General features: G+C 58.8%; 14 protein-coding genes and 1 pseudogene. 3 read left to right on the top strand and 12 right to left on the bottom strand.

Annotated elements, in window-relative coordinates:
* Positions 1–47 precede the first annotated feature (47 nt).
* Positions 48–452, top strand: coding sequence for a DUF2471 domain-containing protein (locus HF916_RS31425; protein ID WP_168792772.1), 405 nt, complete (start codon positions 48–50; stop codon positions 450–452).
* A 415-nt stretch (positions 453–867) separates the two neighbouring features.
* Here the strand turns inward: HF916_RS31425 and HF916_RS31420 are convergent, their stop codons facing one another.
* Both HF916_RS31420 and HF916_RS31415 read right to left on the bottom strand, forming a co-directional pair.
* Complete coding sequence (locus tag HF916_RS31420) at positions 868–1503, bottom strand: hypothetical protein (RefSeq protein WP_168792771.1); 636 nt, start codon at positions 1501–1503, stop codon at positions 868–870.
* A 329-nt stretch (positions 1504–1832) separates the two neighbouring features.
* Complete coding sequence (locus HF916_RS31415; protein ID WP_168792770.1) at positions 1833–2804, bottom strand: AraC family transcriptional regulator; 972 nt, start codon at positions 2802–2804, stop codon at positions 1833–1835.
* A 209-nt stretch (positions 2805–3013) separates the two neighbouring features.
* Here HF916_RS31415 and HF916_RS31410 point away from each other — a divergent pair, with 209 nt between their 5' ends.
* Entirely contained in the window at positions 3014–3715 is a 702-nt protein-coding gene (locus tag HF916_RS31410; protein ID WP_168795712.1) for an alpha/beta hydrolase, read from the top strand.
* A gap of 348 nt (positions 3716–4063) precedes the next feature.
* On the opposite strand, the gene HF916_RS31405 is transcribed toward HF916_RS31410, so the two are convergent.
* From HF916_RS31405 to HF916_RS31365, 9 genes and pseudogenes are all read right to left on the bottom strand, one after another.
* Complete coding sequence (locus tag HF916_RS31405) at positions 4064–4501, bottom strand: YciI family protein (protein ID WP_168792769.1); 438 nt, start codon at positions 4499–4501, stop codon at positions 4064–4066.
* 370 nt (positions 4502–4871) lie between these two features.
* A complete protein-coding gene (locus HF916_RS31400) occupies positions 4872–5384 on the bottom strand; it encodes an AAA family ATPase (protein ID WP_168792768.1) in 513 nt (170 codons plus the stop codon).
* Between the two features lie 210 nt (positions 5385–5594).
* The gene (locus HF916_RS31395) at positions 5595–6395 is read right to left on the bottom strand and encodes a PhzF family phenazine biosynthesis protein (protein ID WP_168792767.1); all 801 of its coding nucleotides are present in this window, start codon (positions 6393–6395) and stop codon (positions 5595–5597) included.
* Between the two features lie 376 nt (positions 6396–6771).
* Positions 6772–7021 (bottom strand): annotated as a pseudogene (locus HF916_RS51100) (hypothetical protein); the annotation flags it as partial.
* 321 nt (positions 7022–7342) lie between these two features.
* Positions 7343–8083: an OmpW/AlkL family protein gene (locus HF916_RS31385; RefSeq protein ID WP_168792766.1), complete on the bottom strand. Its 741-nt coding sequence runs from the start codon at positions 8081–8083 to the stop codon at positions 7343–7345.
* A 509-nt stretch (positions 8084–8592) separates the two neighbouring features.
* Positions 8593–10614, bottom strand: a complete 2022-nt coding sequence (locus tag HF916_RS31380) for an acyl-CoA synthetase (protein WP_168792765.1) — start codon at positions 10612–10614, stop codon at positions 8593–8595.
* The gene (locus tag HF916_RS31375) at positions 10611–11567 is read right to left on the bottom strand and encodes a fumarylacetoacetate hydrolase family protein (RefSeq protein WP_168792764.1); all 957 of its coding nucleotides are present in this window, start codon (positions 11565–11567) and stop codon (positions 10611–10613) included. Before HF916_RS31375 ends, HF916_RS31380 begins: the two co-directional genes overlap by 4 nt.
* Before the next feature lie 34 nt (positions 11568–11601).
* Positions 11602–12672 (bottom strand): VOC family protein, encoded by a 1071-nt coding sequence (locus HF916_RS31370; protein WP_168792763.1) that lies wholly within the window; start codon positions 12670–12672, stop codon positions 11602–11604.
* 13 nt (positions 12673–12685) lie between these two features.
* Complete coding sequence (locus tag HF916_RS31365; protein WP_431311459.1) at positions 12686–14314, bottom strand: bifunctional 3-(3-hydroxy-phenyl)propionate/3-hydroxycinnamic acid hydroxylase; 1629 nt, start codon at positions 14312–14314, stop codon at positions 12686–12688.
* A 191-nt stretch (positions 14315–14505) separates the two neighbouring features.
* Between HF916_RS31365 and HF916_RS31360 the strand changes: the two genes are divergently transcribed.
* Positions 14506–15261: a TetR/AcrR family transcriptional regulator gene (locus HF916_RS31360; RefSeq protein WP_168792761.1), complete on the top strand. Its 756-nt coding sequence runs from the start codon at positions 14506–14508 to the stop codon at positions 15259–15261.
* 430 nt (positions 15262–15691) lie between these two features.
* On the opposite strand, the gene HF916_RS31355 is transcribed toward HF916_RS31360, so the two are convergent.
* A complete protein-coding gene (locus HF916_RS31355) occupies positions 15692–17155 on the bottom strand; it encodes an efflux transporter outer membrane subunit (protein ID WP_168792760.1) in 1464 nt (487 codons plus the stop codon).
* Positions 17156–17157 lie beyond the last annotated feature (2 nt).

Here is a 17157-nt window from a genome sequence, read left to right as displayed (position 1 = left end):
CAAGTTTGATGCTGGGAGTTGCCACGAATCCTCAGGAAGATAACCGCATGATTAACGACTCTGCTCTTGGTATGGATGTCCAAGACATCAATCCTGTCGCCCTCGAACGCGCACTCCGCAGCGCGTCGCTCGACCTCCAGCAGATCATTGCCACGGTCGCAGGTCGTTACCTCGACAGTGGCCGTCGCCGTTACTCAAGTGGCGCGCGATTGCCGACCTGGCGCACCCTGCTGACAATCGACGAACATGTCTTTGAGAATCGAGGCTTCCGTGCGAGGCACAACGAGGCGGTACGCTCGACGTTTGTCCGGTTTGGCGACAGTCGTTTGTCCGGGATGGATCTCGACGAACCCGTCGACTGGCGACGTGACGACGACGACCTGCCAGCCGTGTACCTACTCGTGCGCGCACTGGTACAGGCCGACGCTACCGATGTGGCCACTCAGGACTAATGCGCCAATATTGGCCGTTGGCCGTTATATTTTTGGATGCACTCCAGAAAGTTCAAAGTTAAGCGAACCAAACTCCAGATAGTTCAAACTTAAGTGAACCGCGGGTTCAGAGTTGGCTGAGCAGCGCGCCCCGGAAGTCTTATCAAAGCGGCATGCCCAGTTCAAAGTTAAATGAATCTCGACACGAGATTCACTTAACTTTGAACTTTGTCGCTTAAGTCTGAACTGGCGACCTGCGTCCGAACACCACGACAGTGCGCACTTTCCATAAAAAACAATGACTTAGAATGGAAGTCGCCGTGCTGCAGGGTCGCGCGCGCTGCTACGATACCTAGCGGTTTCTGACGACATCGTCTCGCAAAACCTAGCGATTGACGTTCAATCAAGGGGAAACCTCCAGAGTCGATCACACTCTTCATCCACGCTCGGGAAGTTCGAAAAACTTGATGCGGCCCGCGGCCGCCACCCTATCGCTTTCCTCGTGCACTCGCTCTGGATTCAGTTGCTCGATCAATTCATCACCGAGCACTGCGATAACGACAGCGTAAAGGCAGTCGCTGTACAAGCCTGCGACCTTAACGACCTCCTCCATAACGGCTTCGAACGATTCACCGGCATCACGCTTCCCCATTAGGCTGGGCAAACTCGCTATTGCCGCAAGTTCAGACAGGTGGAATAGGTTGTGGCCGTGGTTTTCACTCATATACGTTACCAGTTCGTCATCATTCAACGGCGACATTTCAAGATCGGAAATTGAGAGGTCGGTCAAGTAGCGAAGCGCGTGGCGGTTTCGGAGACCGTGAATGATCGACCCCTTGGCGAGGCAATTCGCGAGTTGACCTTTTATATCGCGCCCCTCAGCAGACAGCGATGCATCAACAAGGTCGTTGATGCCATTGCGGAGTTTTTCCCAGCCCTCGTGCATCTTGGCCGCCAGTAATTTGACGATAAGCAATGCCAAGTAAATTGTGGCCCGACGCTCTGGATCGCTAGCATCGTTAGGTATGCGTGCTATAAGCAGCAACCTCACTAACCAGTTCAGCTCGTTCATGAACAAGCCGATGCGCAACAATGCAGAACCGCGTTATTTAGGCATATTGAGCAACGCGGCGCGAGGCAGCTTAACTTTGTACACAATCGGCATGGGCATGGCGGTATCGACCGGTCAGCATGACGTCATGCTACAGCGTCTTAACGGCGGGTCTGTTCAAGTGATCAGGACGGACGGAAAAGCGCGTGAATGGACCCTGAGGAGACAGTCGCATGACCGGAAAGCGGCCATTTCGCGTTGCCGAACGACAGGGCTTCAGGATCACCCCGGGCCGCCGAAATGCGCCATTCGACGGACTTGCAAGATCCACTATCCTTTCGCAAAGTCATTCAAACGCGTTCGCGATAATCCGTCGGTGACATCCCGAACGCTCGCCGAAAAACCCGACTGAATGCAGCCTGGGACATGTACCCTAACTGCTCGGCGATTTGCGAAACACGAAGACTCGACGAAATGAGCCGGTTACTGGCGAGTTCCATACGCCAAATGGTCAGATAGCGCATGGGAGATTCGCCTACCAATTGCACGAATCGTTGGGAAAAGTTGGATCGGGATTGGGCGACGTGCTCTGCGAGTTGACTAACCGTCCAGTTGTGCCCGGGGTTTGCGTGCATGAGTGATAAGGCATGGCTGATCGCCGGGTCTCTTAGCGCAGCAATCCAGCCCTTCTGGTCAGCACGCTCCCCCGCCAGCCAATGACGGATCGCCCAGATGAACAATAGGTCCGCGATCTTGGCCAGCATGACTGCGCTTCCTATCGACGGATGACGCAACTCTTCTTCAATTGCCGCGACCGTCATAGGCAGCCACTCGGCGGCACCCTGCGCCGAAGTCTGGGCGACTGTGGATCGTTGGACATGGAGAATTCGCGGCAAGCCGTTCACGAGTGAGCGTCCATGCGATCCATCGAACTCCAGCACGCCCGTCGTCACTCTGGCTGAGGACGTTGCAGGCTGTTGCTTCGTTGCTCCATCATCAGCCGAACGGCGCTCGAGCGTATGACCGTGCGCATGCGGAAGGATAACGACATCGCCCGGCGCGAGGGCCAACCCGCCTTTATTGCCGACCATGCGCAACTGGCACACTGCGTCGTGAATGATGTGTATGTACGCGTCTCCGGGCGCGAACTTCAACGTTTGTCCGACCTCCACGACATCGTCGCCAAGAATGCCGCCTCGCACACAGGCGAGATCGAATACATCGAAAAAGACGTCCCCAGCAAGGCGTTCGCGCGGCAACGCGATATTGCGTTGCCGCTGAGGGTTTCGGCGTGTCGGCATCATTTTTGGCGTTTCAGTCATGGCAAATGGGGATTCCAAGCCCAATAATCTAGTTCAGATTGCCGTGGGTTCCCAGAACTCCCGAGCGCCGCGTGTCGATTAGCCGCGTTCTGACCGCGTGTGGGGGAACCGCATGGCGGCTTTCTGCTTGTGGTCCGAAGCGCCGGCGGATCGCATGAGGCAACGTCCGCCGGTGAGAAGCCTTTGTGAATATCGAACTGGAGTCAAGTATGAGCAACAAACCCACGATCGTACTCGTGCATGGATTTTGGGGCGGCGCCGCTCACTGGAGCAAAGTGATCATCGAACTGTCACGCAAGGGCTATTCGTCGATACGCGCTGTCGAAATGCCCTTGACCTCGCTCGCGGATGACGCCGAGCGAACCCGGAAAATGGTTGCGCAGGTCAATGGGCCGGTACTACTCGTCGGTCACTCGTACGGTGGTGCGGTCATCACCGAAGCAGGCGATCTTCCGAACGTTGTCGGACTGGTCTACATCGCGGCCTTTGCACCCGACGCCGGCGAAAGCCCTGGCGGCATCACGCAGGAAAGCGTTCCCGTTGCCGCGGCCAATCTCGCCCCTGACAGCGATGGTTATCTGTGGGTCAAGCCAGAAAAGTTTCACGAGAGTTTCTGCCAGGATCTGACGCCGGAAGAGGGTCTGGTCATGGGGGTGACGCAAAAGGCGCCGCTCGCCAGTACGTTCGGCGATACGATCACGGCCCCTGCATGGAAGAAGAAGCCATCGTGGTATCAGATTTCAAGCGAAGACAGAATGATTTCGCCGGAAAACGAGGCGAGGATGTCAGCACGATTGGGCGCGAAGAAAATCATTACGCTAGCGGCCAGCCATGCCTCGCTGGCATCGAAACCCGTGGAAGTTGCGGCCTTGATTGACGAGGCCGCAACGGAGGCGGTCAAGAGCCTGTGATCTGAGCGCTGATTTGGATTTGTACAGAGACAAATCTCTATTATCTGCGCTCCTGGCCCGGCGGCGAAGGGTTCGTCGGGCCCGCTAAGGATGACTTAACGGGACGCATGTACCGATTGTCGACGACCTGACATTGATGTCGAACGGCCGAAACTGGCCGAGTCCAGCCTGAAATCGGCTAGGCCGAACATAACGCCGCCGACCTGAAGCCGACGGTCGTTCGCCGCGGGTATGGCCGCCGAAAAGCGCTCGCTCTACGCTGACGCTGAGCCGCAGACGGAGGTTCGCCTGCGGACGTCGGCTCGAGCGCCCGGCTGGATGGCAACTCGGCGGTTCAGTATGTGGCCTTCACTTCTTCGCCTGCCAAACCGACTCGCTCCAGGTCGGTGCCGCTGCCCGGATGATGTCGAGGACATCTGGCGGGACGTCGCCCGCTCCGGTGAGTTGGCGCACCTCCAGTACATCGTCCGCGCCGAGACCGGATGGCGCGCGCAATGCCCAGGAAATCGCCTCCTCAAGCGATCCAACTTCGATGATGTAAAAGCCACCGACCAGTTCCTTGGACTCGGCAAACGGGCCATCGACGATGTAGCGTTTCCCCTTGCTAACCGCAATTCGCGCTCCGGGCGCTGCTGGGTTCAAGCCTTCGGAAGCCACCAGGACACCGGCCTTGTGCATCTCTTCGTTGAACCTCATGTACGCCGTGAGAAGGGCCTCGTCCAATCCGCCGCCGGCATCCGGCTCCTGATTGTCTGCGCTTGCTTGGGCTGTGATGATGAATCGCATCGTCGTTCTCCTGAGTTGAATGGTGCTTCAGGGCCACGACGAACGAAGGGCTGTCGAATCGACACGTTGCGGCCAATTTCGATGATTCGTATCGCAGCCCACCAGGCCGATAACGAGCGCCTCTGTGAGACTTGAAATCACAGGGATCCAGCGTACCCGAAAGAAGACGTTCACGAAGGGCAGGCAGTGGCCAAATGCGGGCGAATGCCAAACCGGCGTTGCGGCCTGCCTGTCATCGATCCGCATCCGGCGCCGGTCGGCCCACAAGGGACTGTCGCCCTAGCATTTGTGGATGTCCGTTCTCGCGTGACCAACCGACCTCTAGGATCCGAAGTCGTCTCTCTCGCTCGAAGTGATCGGACGCGGCTTATCACGTAGCAGCGTGCAACACGACCTGAAACCCTTCGGTTGTCGAAGGCGGGACAAAGTACTGCATTATCTGGTCGAACTGGGTATCGGTCGTTTCGAACGGATGCTCTCCCGATGCGTTCCGAGCCCTGAGCCGAGTCTTGCAAATCTCATCGCTGACGTCGAGGTAGTGAAGTCGATGGCCCACGCCGGCGCCGTTAAACAACTCGCGCCCCCATGCACGGCTGTCGACGGTATTGAAGGGAAAATCGAGGATCACGGACATCCTGGCCGAGAGGAGTGCCTGGATGTGGTCAGTGAGCGCCCGCCTAATGCGTCCCGAGCAACGTACATAGTCATCCAACGTGCGGAGTTCTCCTGGATAGAGATGCACCATCCAAATATCCTCGCTGATGACCACGGCATTCTCCGTGCGCGCCAAGCGTTTCGTCAGCGTTGATTTTCCCGACGCGATTTTGCCGCAGACCATATGGAGAACGGCTGCTTCGCCCAAACTATCCTTACTCTTGCTCATGATTTCCAGGTCCTCTGATTGGAGCCCAGAAAGCAAAAACCCGCCTTCTGGGCGGGTTGCTTGCGAACTTTCAAGTCGAGAGCTATTCCGCCGATATGATAACGGCGGCAATAATCAATGCGATGTGGAATTTGTTCATAAAGAAATAGTATCGCGATGAACGGGAGGGGGCAAGCGAAACCGTTGCCCTCAACGGTACAACGGCCGCACCTACGCTTCCGGGATTTCGATTGTCCCTTCAAGATATTGAACAGCCTGACCAGAGATATATACCCGGTCGTCTTGTACGCGACAATGAAGTAACCCGCTGCGGCGTGACACCTGCATGGCCACGAGTTGTGACTTGCCCAAACGGTCAGACCATAATGGCGCAAGCGCCGCGTGAATAGATCCGGTCACCGGATCTTCATCTCCGCCATTGGCAGGCCAAAAGTAGCGGGACACAAAATCATGCTCATCTCCGCGCGCTGTCACGACGACATCGAGCGGACCAAGTGCCGACAGCAGATTAAGTTCGGGTACGACGGATCGTACCTCGTGTTCTGTTCTGTAGATGGCAACATAGGCTTGCTGGTTTATCAGCACTTCTTGAGGCAGTATCGAAAGCCCCCGGATCAAGTTTGCGGGAATTTCGTTCAGTTTTTCAGGCCGGCGCTGCGGGAAGCTCATTTCGATCAGACCGTTATGTGTATGGCAAACGGCGAGTCGACCGACCGCTTTCGCAACAAATTCGACGACTTCCAAATCATCACATCGCTTGAAGATCACATATGCACTTGCCAGCGTGGCATGTCCACAAAAAGCGATTTCGGTAAGTGGAGAAAACCAGCGGATGTCGAACGCGCCGTCGGCATTTTTCACGAAGAATGCTGTTTCGGACAAGTTGTTCTCAGCGGCGATTGCCTGCATCAAACTATCAGGCAACCAGCGTTCTAGTGGCACTACTGCAGCGTAGTTACCCTTAAACACCTTATCCGCAAATGCGTCAATCTGATAGATCGGCAATTTCATGAAATGTACCTGTTTAAAGCGGGAGGTTAATCGCCGATTTTCGGTGTTATTCGTAGATAACGATATCAGCCCGCCAAGCTGGCGAACATGTACAGATTGCGATGCTCGGCAAAAAAAGCGACCGTTCACTTGGGCCGACGATGCAGCGGGCGTCGTCTGAACACGGCGGTCCGTTGTCTGGGTGATGCCGACGTTCAAACGTTCGTACGAAACGCTAGCAAATGACCGAAAGTGGCCGATCCCCGACGTCCGACGTCCGCATGTAACTGCCCTCAACTCCCGTTGTCCACGCGCAGGCATCGCAGCAACGGCGCGCAACCGAGCCGGGGAGCCTCGTTGGGTTCGACCAGGAGGATTCAGCAAGTCAACGGACAAGCTATCCAAAAACCCGAGCCCATGCCGCCCGAAGGCGACGCGCGTAGTTTTCGAAGAAATATGATGCAGCCAGCGTCAAGAGATCTGAAACAGCATCTGTCACGATATGCTCGACATAAGGAATGGTGTAGTAAGTCGCGTACGAGTAGGCGTCGCCTACCGTTATCAGGAAGCCGACGACAAGCGCAGCCGTATCGATGCCCGTAGAGTTTCGCCGCAGGCGTGAAGGTCAAAAGCACCGCAAGGACCTTAAGCAAGGCAAAAGAATGGTCATGAGGACCTGTCGTTTCATTATTCCATCCATCCAAAGAGAAGCTTTGCCGCGCAAGCGGTGACATGACGGCATGACTGACCGCTTCCCCGAACGTGCGAGCAGCCCAAACGAGCATGGTCATGTCGGCTGTGGGTCTGAGACCCGGCACCGGCGGGCCCCTTTGCAGCAGCGTGTGTCGCACTATGTGTAATCGACCGTGAGGTCGCGGCCCGCAGTCAGGTCCGGGTGGCGAAAAAAACGTCCATATCTTCGATGGGCGTTCAAACCCCTCGATTGGCGCATCGACGACCTGTGCGCGCTAGAACGTATAGGCGACGTTCAGGAAGACGTTAAGCGGATTGAGCCGGAGCGTCGATTTTGAAACGATCTGCGTTCCCGTTGCGGTCTGCCCGTATAACGTAAGGTGGGTCTTCACCGGAACGTAGCCGAGAGAGGTTCCGACCGACCAGTGTTTTGTAATCGCGTAATTTGCCCCGACCTCGAATACAGGATTCCATGATGAACTGAGTGTCGCACGTGCCGAGCCGCCTGGACCAAGGCTATCAGTGACAAACTGGCTATTGGTTGTCCGAACCTGAGTGAACCACGTATAGTTCACGCCGAGCCCTATGAACGGACGGAATTTCGATTCGGCTGAAAACAGGTGGTATCGAAGTTCGATGGCGGGCGGCATCGGTCTTGTCGTGCCGAGGTTGCCATACTTCTGTAGCGTCCCGTCTCCAACAAGATTCACCTTCATTGGTAGTCCAAAAAGCATGGCGACACCAATGTTGTCCGTGACGTAATACTCGGTCGTAATTCCCACCGTATCCGTCGAGCTGGCATGCGCTCCGCTACCAGGTAGCTGCTGATTCACCGCTACGCCGCCAATGCTTTCCACGGTTAGTGGCGTTGCGTCACCCTGTGGCGCAATGTGAAGCCATCCCGTCGACAGCGTTATGCTTCCTGCAGACTGCGCATGGGCATCGTCGATAAACGCGGCCAAGCACATGCAAGCCGCCATACCGACCGAATTGATTGCGCGTTTGTAATTCCTCATGTCTCTTCTCCTGTCGCTCTGTCTGGAAATTTTTATGAATCATTGGTGTTGCGGCTGAATCAGCTCAATTGATTGTTTGCTTCCTTTGGTACCGCTACACATGCCACGCACTCCAATTGCCCTGCAACCTAGTAAGCGTGCATGGCCAGACGCTCCGTATCAGGCGGGAATACGCACCACGTACCGTCGCGGTGCCGGAAGAAAAAGAATCCAAGCGGGCCTGTCGGCAGCAGTAGCTCGATACGCACGCACGGTCTCTGATTCGAACGTGCGCGGCTGAATCGGGTAACCCGAACCGGCGTCGAAGAAGTCGGTCCGAGCCATTTTTCAACCTGCGAACGCAAAGACCTTTGTGATGCAATACCCATCCTTTTTTTCTCCAAACCATTAGGCATACTAATTTATGGACACCGACAAGCATTTGAATCGTGGCATCGCGGCGCGTACGCCCGATTAACCTTTAATCCGGGCGCATGACCGAACGCGCCCCTTTGATGTCGTCGCTCGTCTCACGTTGGGCTGCCCTGCGCATCTGTCGCTGCCGCGTCAGTCCCCGTCGCCTGCTCCGCATTTGGCTGTCGCCCGGCGGCCGAGATCGAAAATGCGAACGGAAAGCGTCCGAGCGCGGAAGTCGCCATCGCTTCGAACGCGGGGTCGCCAAGTTCGACGTGAAGTGAAATTCCGCGCGAGGTGTCGTCAATCAGGCTAACGGTTGCATCCTCGACGCCAGCCTCGACGAGAGCCGACTCCAGGGCGTCTGCCGTTTCGCGCCGTTTTAGCGCCGGCTTGAATATCTTGCCGACGCCCGTCAGCGGCATCGCATCCACGATCCGTATCCCCTTTGGCAACGCGGCGCGTTCGTTGATCTCGTGACGCAGAAACTCAGCCAATTCCGCTTCGGTCGCCGTTGTGCCCGGCTTTAGCTGGACGTAGGCGACCGGCAACTCGCCCGCGTGCATATCGGGACGGCCAACGGCTGCCGCGATCTGGACTGCGGGATGGCGATGCAATGGTTCTTCGATTGCCGCGGGGTCGATGTTGTGTCCGCCCCGGATAATCAACTCCTTCTTCCGGCCGGTGAGCCAGAAGTAACCGTCGGGGTCGCAGCGTCCGAGGTCGCCGGTATTGAGCCAGCGCCCGCCTTCACCGCCCTCCATCCAGATGCCACTGTTCTGGTCCGGTCGGGTATAGCCAGCGAACACGTTTGGGCCTGAGATAACCAGTTGGCCGATCTCATCCGCGACGCAATCCCGTACATACCGGCCTGTTTCGTCGACCACCACTGCTTTCATGGCCTGACCGGGCAGACGAAGACCAATCGAACCGACCTTGCGCTCGCCAAGCGGTGGGTTCACGCTGCTAACGCAGGTGCCTTCCGTGAGGCCGTAGCCCTCAAGGATTCTGATTCCTGTACGATTTTGGAAAGTGCGAATTAATTCCACCGGCATGGGGGCGGCGCCGCACAGCCCGTACTCGAGCGAGCTGATATCGCGCTCGCCGACCGGAACGTCCAGCAGCGATCCGTACAGTGTCGGCACACCGCTGAAGAAGTTGATGCGGTAGTGCTCGACGATTTCCCAGAAACGCTTGACAACGCCTTCGCCCCGATAACCTTGCGGTGTGCCGAGCACGACGTGGGCGCCACGCGAGAACGCAAGCAGACCTGTCACGATCACGGCGTTGACGTGGAAAAGCGGCAACCCACAAAAAATCGTCTTCCCCGGGCCAATGCTTTCGCCGAAGAATTGACCTGCGTTCCACGCATTGGCCACCTCATTGCCGTGCCGCCGAACCGCAATCTTCGGCAGTCCCGTGGTGCCGCCTGTGCAGAAGAAGGACGATACATCGTCGATGCTCGTTCGACGTGCGCTGCTGAGCGCCACCCCGGACTCTCCCGCAATGGCGGTGCCAAAATCGTGGATGCCGACGTGCGAAGGAACCGCACTATGAACGCCTCCAGGCCCATGCAGTTTTGAACACTCGCCACGTTGAAGCGCCCGGGCCGCGAAACCCTTTTCGCCCGGCATACGGTCGGCCGGATTCACGAGCACCAGATGCTGCAGGCAAGGGAGCTTGTGCAGCACCGCTTGCACCTTCTGCCAAAGGTCGGTTCCGGGAAATGGCGCCAGGGTTACAAGCACGCTCGCGCAGGAAGCGTTGAGCAGTTCACCAATGGCTTCACTCTCAAGCAGTGGATTGATCGCGCAGACAATCCCGGCAGCTTCCCCACCCCAGATCACAAAATGCGTTTCAGGGAGGTTGGGCAGAACGTATGCGACAACCGCGTCCCGCTGTACTCCCAGGCGCGCAAACATGTTGGCGGTGCGCGTGACATCGCGCACGAGTTCACTATAGGTCCAGCACTCAGCGTTCTGGTGGTCGTCAGCCGTTGCAAAGAACGAAAGTGCGGGTGCCACTGGATTGATGGCCGCGCCCCGACAGATCATCTCGAAGGTACTCGACGGAAGATCCGCCGGTTGCCCCCGCGTTTCAATGGCAAGGACATCCTGTACGTTTGCGACGCCTTTCATGCCGCCGGTTCCATAACGACGTTGCGCTGTACGCCCAGATTGATCGAGCGGTCATAGCTGGCGATATGCGCCTCGACGACGTCACCCACGCGCAGGTACTGTGGCCTTTCCTCCTGCATCTTCAGGAAAAGACGCCATTTCTCCGCGTCAGGAAGCTGCGCCGCAGCGCGTTGCTTCTCGGGCGACGGAATGCTCAGTGCGCAGCCGGAAGGCGTGCCGGTCGCGAGCAGGTCCCCGGCGCGCAGGTCGTGTATGCCTGAGAGCTCCGTCAAGGTCTCTGCCGGACCGAAGACCAGGCCCGCCGTGGAGTCATTCTGCCGGACCGTTCCGTTCACCGTCAGCGTCAGCACGAGTTCCTTCAGCTTTGAAATATCCTGTTTCTCCAGGAGGCAAAGGTAAGGGCCGACAGGACCAAATGTGCGATAGCTCTTGCCCTTGTAGAACTGCATTTGTGGAATCTGGATATCGCGCGCGGAATAGTCGTTGACGATTACGGCGCCGGCGATGTAGTCATGCAGATTCTCCTCGGTGACAGTTTCGCGGGACGTAACGTCGCGTTTGAGGATGAGACCGAGTTCGATTTCGTAGTCGAGGAACTGCACCCCGTCTGGTTTAACCACGGGCGAGTCGGCCGGAACGACGCAGCTCGTCGCCTTCGTGAAGATCATGTTGAATTTCTTCACATCCGGGTCCATGCCGGACTCGATCATATGCTGGCGATAATTCGCGCCCTGGCAGATGAACTGCTGATTGGCGGTTACGGGCGACAACCATTGCACTTCCGATTCGGGAATCGTCGGGCCGTCTAGCAACAGCAGCCGTTCAACCGGATTGGCCTCGATAAACTCGGCAGTCGACTTGTACTCGCCGGGAATCGGCGTGATAGCGCCATTAGCGACAACGCCCCACTGGGCGCGGCCTTGATGCAAATAATGCAGAACGTGAAGTGCCATTTTTCGATCTCCGGATTCTATGGAAGGGATTGGTTCAGGCGAAAATCTTTGCCAGCGAGCGCAGCTTGCTCAGCGTCAGGTCGGGGCTGCGACGCAGGTTCCTGAATAGCGCCACGATGCTCGTGGGCGTGAATTTGGGTTTTGTGAAACTGCGCGGCATTGTCGGTCCCCATTGCGCCATCGCCTCACGGCTCACGCCATGGACACCGGTCGTCGCATCGGACGTAAAAAGATCGCCGTCGCAATAGTGCTCGTGCTTGTCGCCCCACGCGTCCTGCCAGTAGTCGAAGATCTGACTGCCCAGGATATGGCGTCCGATTCCCCACGCGTGCGTCCAGCCCTTCTCGCGCAGGACACGCTGGCCCATGCCGACCGCGTCTGCATCGACGACTTCGTAGGCGCTATGGCTGTAGGTGGGCAGGAAGCCTTGTGCAAGCGCGAGCGTATGGTGATCGGCCGGCTTGTCACCAAGATCGAGCCGCATGAACGCGACGACGGGTGAGCCATCGGGAAGCACCTGCACATCGCTCGGGATGAAGCCGAAATGCTGCGTATACCATGCGCAGGTTTCCTGATAGTCGGCGAGTTCGAGCACGATATGCCCGAGCCGGATAACTTCGGGTGAGCACTCAGGCGGACGCTGCGTCCCGTTAATCCGGACGGCCGCATCCACAGAGTTAAACGGCAATGGCGGTCGATGGGATAGGGTTGATGCTGGCGCCTGGCCCCATATTGCATCGACGCGAAACCCGGAAGGGTCGGTCAACCGTACGATATAGCCGCCACCTGGCAAGGACGACCGTTCGGCCTCGGAGGCGCCTGGCAGCAGTGCAAGTGCATCAAGATCGGCCCTGCTGTCGACCTGTAGCCCGAAACCAACGAACCGGGATTTCGGCGCCTTCCGGACGACATAGCAAAAATGCGCAGCGCCCGTTCCCCGCAGAAGCAATAGCGCTTCACCTCGCGATACGGTCTGTAGCCCGAAATCATTGAGAAACTGTTCGGCTTTCCCGAGGTCCGGCCGGTCGAATATCAGATAGGCTAATGCCGACGCTTTCGTCGTGGGATCAGGGTGACGAGCCGGCTGTGCAGTGGTCAGTTTCATAACGGATAAGAAATCAGGCGGTTCGAATAGCGGTTTCGACTTCCGGTGTCCGCACGCTCACGGGATTACCCAGCAAGGCAAGACTCTCGCGCACGATACGGTTTGCGTCCGTGGCCGGACCGTCGTGGACGATCGTCTTGTCGGGCCGGACTACGGCAGCCCACCCGAAAGGCACCAGCCCGGGAAGAAATACGCCTTCGAGGTCTTCCCAGCTGTCGCGCGAGGCAAGATGCAGCCGTTGCCCCCGATGGGCAATCTGGACAACACTGCCTCCGGCACGCGCAAACGCTGCGGCGGTCGCGGGCTCGAGCGCAGCCGCCGCATCCACGCCGAACCCGATCAGCGTGAGGCCCTGTCCGAGCACGTCGTCGCTCAGACGGGTGGTGCCATCCGAACCTCTCACCCAGCCTTGCGCGATGACAGCGCCACGAACGAGCTTCGCCGACGAGCGGCCCTTAACGAACAGCCCTCGACGGAATGCATTCTTCGGCTTGATCTGCAACTCCTCGAATTGCGCGCGCAGGCGCGGCACCAGTCTCGACAGACGCATGAACCCGTGAGTGAATAAGGCGACGACACTGCTTCGGGGCATGACCAGCTTGCCCATGAACTTCGCGAGGTTGATCATCGCCTTCGCGTGCGGGCGCCGCTCCTCGTCATAGGTATCGAGAATCCCTGGATCGGCACGTCCTTGCACCACCCATGCGAGCTTCCAGCAAAGGTTGGCAGCGTCCCGAAGACCTGCTACCAACCCCTGCCCGACAAATGGCGGCGTGATGTGGGCCGCGTCGCCAGCCAGGAACACCCGGCCCTTGCTGAATGCATCGACAGCGCGCGCATGGAAGCGATACACGGCCTTGCGCTCGATGATCATGTCTTCCACATTGCCCCAGGGGGAAAGCAATTCGCGGATACGCGTCTCGGACTCCATTTCCTCGCGATTCTCGCCAGGCCGGAGCATGAATTCCCAGCGTTCACGGCCGCCAGGCGCGACCATATGTGGGATCGGCCGACGGTGATCGCAGATGAACTCGATGTGATCGATCGGACGCGGTACGTGGCGGGCATCGACGATCAGCCAGTCCTCGGCGAACGTCTTGCCCTTGAATTCCTGCCCGATAAGCTGACGTACCAATGAACTCGCCCCGTCCGCGCCAACCAGATAGCGAGCCCGTACCAGATGAGTGCGCCCCTGGCCAAGATCTAACGATGCGAACACGTGATCCCGTTCCTCCGTGAAGCTCTTGAGCTCGACCCCCAATGCGATATGCGCACAGTCGTATGTCTCGAGCCGGGCGCGCAGACACCGCTCCAGGTCTGGCTGGTAGAAGGTGACGAGCTTCGGGTGGCCATCCAGACTGCCCAGCGAATTCACCCTGCCGAACAGGCCCAGCATGGGCGATCGCATGCGGACGTACGGTATGGCAATCGTCTCGAAATCGCTCTCCTCAACGCCGGCAAGCTGAAGGATGCGCAGCGCTTCGTTATCGAGCGCGATCGCACGGGGCGCCATGAATACCTCAGTCGACCTGTCGACAACCATCACGTTCACGCCGTGTCGTGCCAACAGATTCGCAATCGTGGCACCCACCGGTCCGCAACCCACCAATAAAACATCTACGGCCGACGGCAATGCCTCAATCGGCGCACGACCCTCGCCTTCCCGGCTGCAAGGCGCGGAACCATCTTTTGCTGCTGTCTCCACAGTCACTCCGTCTGTTGTTTGTTAGACCGGCGCTAGGCGTCCGTTAATGACATTAAATTCATAATTGAGTGTTTTGTCAACATAGACAATAGCATCTATACTTCGGTATGGCCAAAACTGGACCGATCATGCCGAACACTTCAAATCGCCCGACAGCAAAGCGCCCTACCCGTGCGGCGTCCGTCTCCCCGGTTGCCGTTCCCGAAGAACGCGAGCCGCGTGGCGCGCGTCGCAAGCGCGAAACGCGCACCCGCCTGCTCGACGCTGCCTTGAAGTTGATGGCCGAAAAGGGCATGGAAGGCGTAGCTATCAACGAAATTACCGAGGCCGCCGACGTCGGCTTCGGCTCGTTCTACAACCACTTCGAGTCGAAAGAAGTCATCTACGCGACGCTTGTGGACAACGTGTTCGAGGAATTCGCCGACATGCTCGATCGCCTCGCGGGGGGCCTGTCCGACCCCGCAGAAGTGATCGCCGTCTCGGTGCGTCATACCCTGATGCGTGCGCGGCGCGATCCCGTCTGGGGACGCTTCCTGATACGCGAAGGGTTTTCGGCGGGCATGCTGAGCCGCGGGCTGGGTCAGCGGCTGCTGCGAGATATCGGAAATGGCATCGCCGCCAAGCGCTTTATGGTCGCCGACCCCTTCATCGGCTTTCTTTCGGTGGGCGGCACCGTGCTCGCGGCAATCGCGGCCGAACTGAATTTCGTCGCGCCGGGCGCGCCGGCGGCGCAACTGCTCGACGAACTTGGTTTCAGCGGAGAGCACTTCGCCGAGCGCACGGCAGCAGCGCTTCTGCAAACACTCGGGCTCAAGCGCGCGGAAGCGGAGAAGATTGCAATGCGAGCGTTACCGCTCGTCGAGGCGCAAGTCGATGGGGAATGAGGCGGGCGACGATAAGGTAAGTGACGGGATTGGAGCCATCGCCCCGGCACGATGAGCGACGGTGCTTTCCGGCTGGTCTTGTCTATGAATCTGTTTCTGGGTCTGGACTCCATTCAACCGCCGGTGCGATGCATTCCTTTCAGCCCCGCTCCGCAGCGCGTGCAAGGCCCTGCAGCCGTGGAAGCTTGCGCAATAGCAGATCGCACTCGTGGCAGGCAATCAGATTCAGATGTTCCATACTGGGACGCGACAAGCGGAGAAATTCGTCGCCATCCGGCGCAGGCGATAGCGCCGGCTCAATTCCTTAAGCCGACGGCGTACCCTCTTTCTTGCATAACGAACTGGTCCGGGCTGACCTGGCACCGCAAGCGTCACCCAATGGCGTGCGAACCGGTTCATCGCGACGCTCCCCGACCTGACGGAATCAAGTTCATTCTCTTGACGTCACGTGCGGCGGATCGGCCGGCATTTCGCCCATCGACTGGAACAGTGCGGCAGTATCGCTCATGCGCTGGCTCCCGGCGCGTACGGCGCCAAGCTGTGCATTGAGAAATCGCTGCTCGCTGGCATGCTGTGCCGTTGACGGCAGGGAACCCAGGCGGGCGCGCGACGTCGTTTCGTCGAATGCCGTACGGGCTGTCTGTGCCGCTCTTTCGGTCGATGCCAGCGTCTGCGCGTCGTTGTCCAGTGCGGCAAGCGAATCCGCGACATCCTGGAATGCCGACAGGACCGTCGACTTGTAGTGCAGAACCGCCGCATCGTAGGTATCGATCGAGGCTCTGCGTTGCGCGAACAACGCCCCACCGTGAAAGAGCGGCTGCGACAGGCCCGCACCGATCGCCCAGAGGCCGCCCGCGCCTGAGAGCACCGCAGGCCAGCTAAAGCCGCCACGGCCCATCGAGCCCGTCAGTGACAGGCTCGGAAAGAGTTGCGCGGTAGCAGCGCCAGCGTCGGCCGCGGCGGCCTTCACGGCGGCGTTGGCTGCCTGAATATCGGGACGCGAACGCAGCAGATCCGACGGCACAACGACGGGCACATGCTCGGGCAACGCCAGGCTGTCGAGGTCAGGAACGGTCGGTGCGTTATCGGGCGTCCGGCCCATCAGTACCGCCAGCGCGTGGACCGCTGAGGTGCGTTGCTGGCGCATGGCCGGAAGACTCGCCGCGATCGAATCTGCATCCTGCGTCGAGTTGAGCGCCTGCACATGCGAAATGGACCCGAGCGCGTACCGTTGCTGATCCTCGTTTGCAGTTGCGCTCGCCACGGCGACGAGCCGTTCGGTGAGTGCGATCTGGCGATCGAGCGCCGCCACATTGATCGCCGTGCCGACGATGTTTGCCGCGAGCGCGCGCCGGGCCGCTTCCAGTTCATACGCCTGCACGTTCACGCGAGCGGCGCTCGCCGAGTTTGCGTAACGCGTCTGGCCGAAGAAGTCGAATGTGTAGTGCGCCTGAAGCTGCCCGGCGAAAAAGTTGTACTGCACCTGCTCAGGGCCGAGCCCCGGCACGACGGGTGAACGCGCGCGTTCAACCTGGGCGACACCGTCGACTGATGGCAGCGTGGATGAACCGACCTGCGCGCGCAGTTCCTCTTGCGCGGCCGCAAGCGTTCGCTGCGCACCTGCAAGCGTCGGGCTGTTGCGCAAGCCTTCATCGATGAGTGCATCGAGTGCGTCGGACCGGTAAAGCCGCCACCACTGCGGCATCGACGTCGCGCCGATATCGAACTGCTGCGCGATACCGCCTGCGGCAACAGTCTTCGAGGGCTGCGCCTGCGCCCCGAAGTGCTCGGGTGAAGGCATCACCGGAGGCTCGCCACTGGGACCGAATGAGCAGGCCGCCAGTGCGAGCGCCGTAGCCACGGCGAGAACGGATGTCTTACAGGCAAGCTTCATGA

The sequence above is a fragment of the Paraburkholderia aromaticivorans genome (genome assembly GCF_012689525.1).
Lineage (GTDB): Bacteria > Pseudomonadota > Gammaproteobacteria > Burkholderiales > Burkholderiaceae > Paraburkholderia > Paraburkholderia aromaticivorans_A.
Note: the sequence above shows the minus strand (reverse complement) of the source record. Positions and strands in the feature narration are given on the sequence as shown.

What these genes read in the sequence shown, in the direction of transcription:
- HF916_RS31405 (WP_168792769.1), bottom strand. Translation starts at nt 4,501, where the DNA reads ATGCGATTCATCATCACAGCCCAAGCAAGCGCAGACAATCAGGAGCCG.
- HF916_RS31395 (WP_168792767.1), bottom strand. Translation starts at nt 6,395, where the DNA reads ATGAAATTGCCGATCTATCAGATTGACGCATTTGCGGATAAGGTGTTT.
- HF916_RS31360 (WP_168792761.1), top strand. Translation starts at nt 14,506, where the DNA reads ATGCCGAACACTTCAAATCGCCCGACAGCAAAGCGCCCTACCCGTGCG.
- HF916_RS31420 (WP_168792771.1), bottom strand. Translation starts at nt 1,503, where the DNA reads ATGAACGAGCTGAACTGGTTAGTGAGGTTGCTGCTTATAGCACGCATA.
- HF916_RS31380 (WP_168792765.1), bottom strand. Translation starts at nt 10,614, where the DNA reads ATGAAAGGCGTCGCAAACGTACAGGATGTCCTTGCCATTGAAACGCGG.
- HF916_RS31425 (WP_168792772.1), top strand. Translation starts at nt 48, where the DNA reads ATGATTAACGACTCTGCTCTTGGTATGGATGTCCAAGACATCAATCCT.
- HF916_RS31410 (WP_168795712.1), top strand. Translation starts at nt 3,014, where the DNA reads ATGAGCAACAAACCCACGATCGTACTCGTGCATGGATTTTGGGGCGGC.
- HF916_RS31415 (WP_168792770.1), bottom strand. Translation starts at nt 2,804, where the DNA reads ATGACTGAAACGCCAAAAATGATGCCGACACGCCGAAACCCTCAGCGG.
- HF916_RS31370 (WP_168792763.1), bottom strand. Translation starts at nt 12,672, where the DNA reads ATGAAACTGACCACTGCACAGCCGGCTCGTCACCCTGATCCCACGACG.
- HF916_RS31355 (WP_168792760.1), bottom strand. Translation starts at nt 17,155, where the DNA reads ATGAAGCTTGCCTGTAAGACATCCGTTCTCGCCGTGGCTACGGCGCTC.
- HF916_RS31385 (WP_168792766.1), bottom strand. Translation starts at nt 8,083, where the DNA reads ATGAGGAATTACAAACGCGCAATCAATTCGGTCGGTATGGCGGCTTGC.
- HF916_RS31375 (WP_168792764.1), bottom strand. Translation starts at nt 11,567, where the DNA reads ATGGCACTTCACGTTCTGCATTATTTGCATCAAGGCCGCGCCCAGTGG.
- HF916_RS31400 (WP_168792768.1), bottom strand. Translation starts at nt 5,384, where the DNA reads ATGAGCAAGAGTAAGGATAGTTTGGGCGAAGCAGCCGTTCTCCATATG.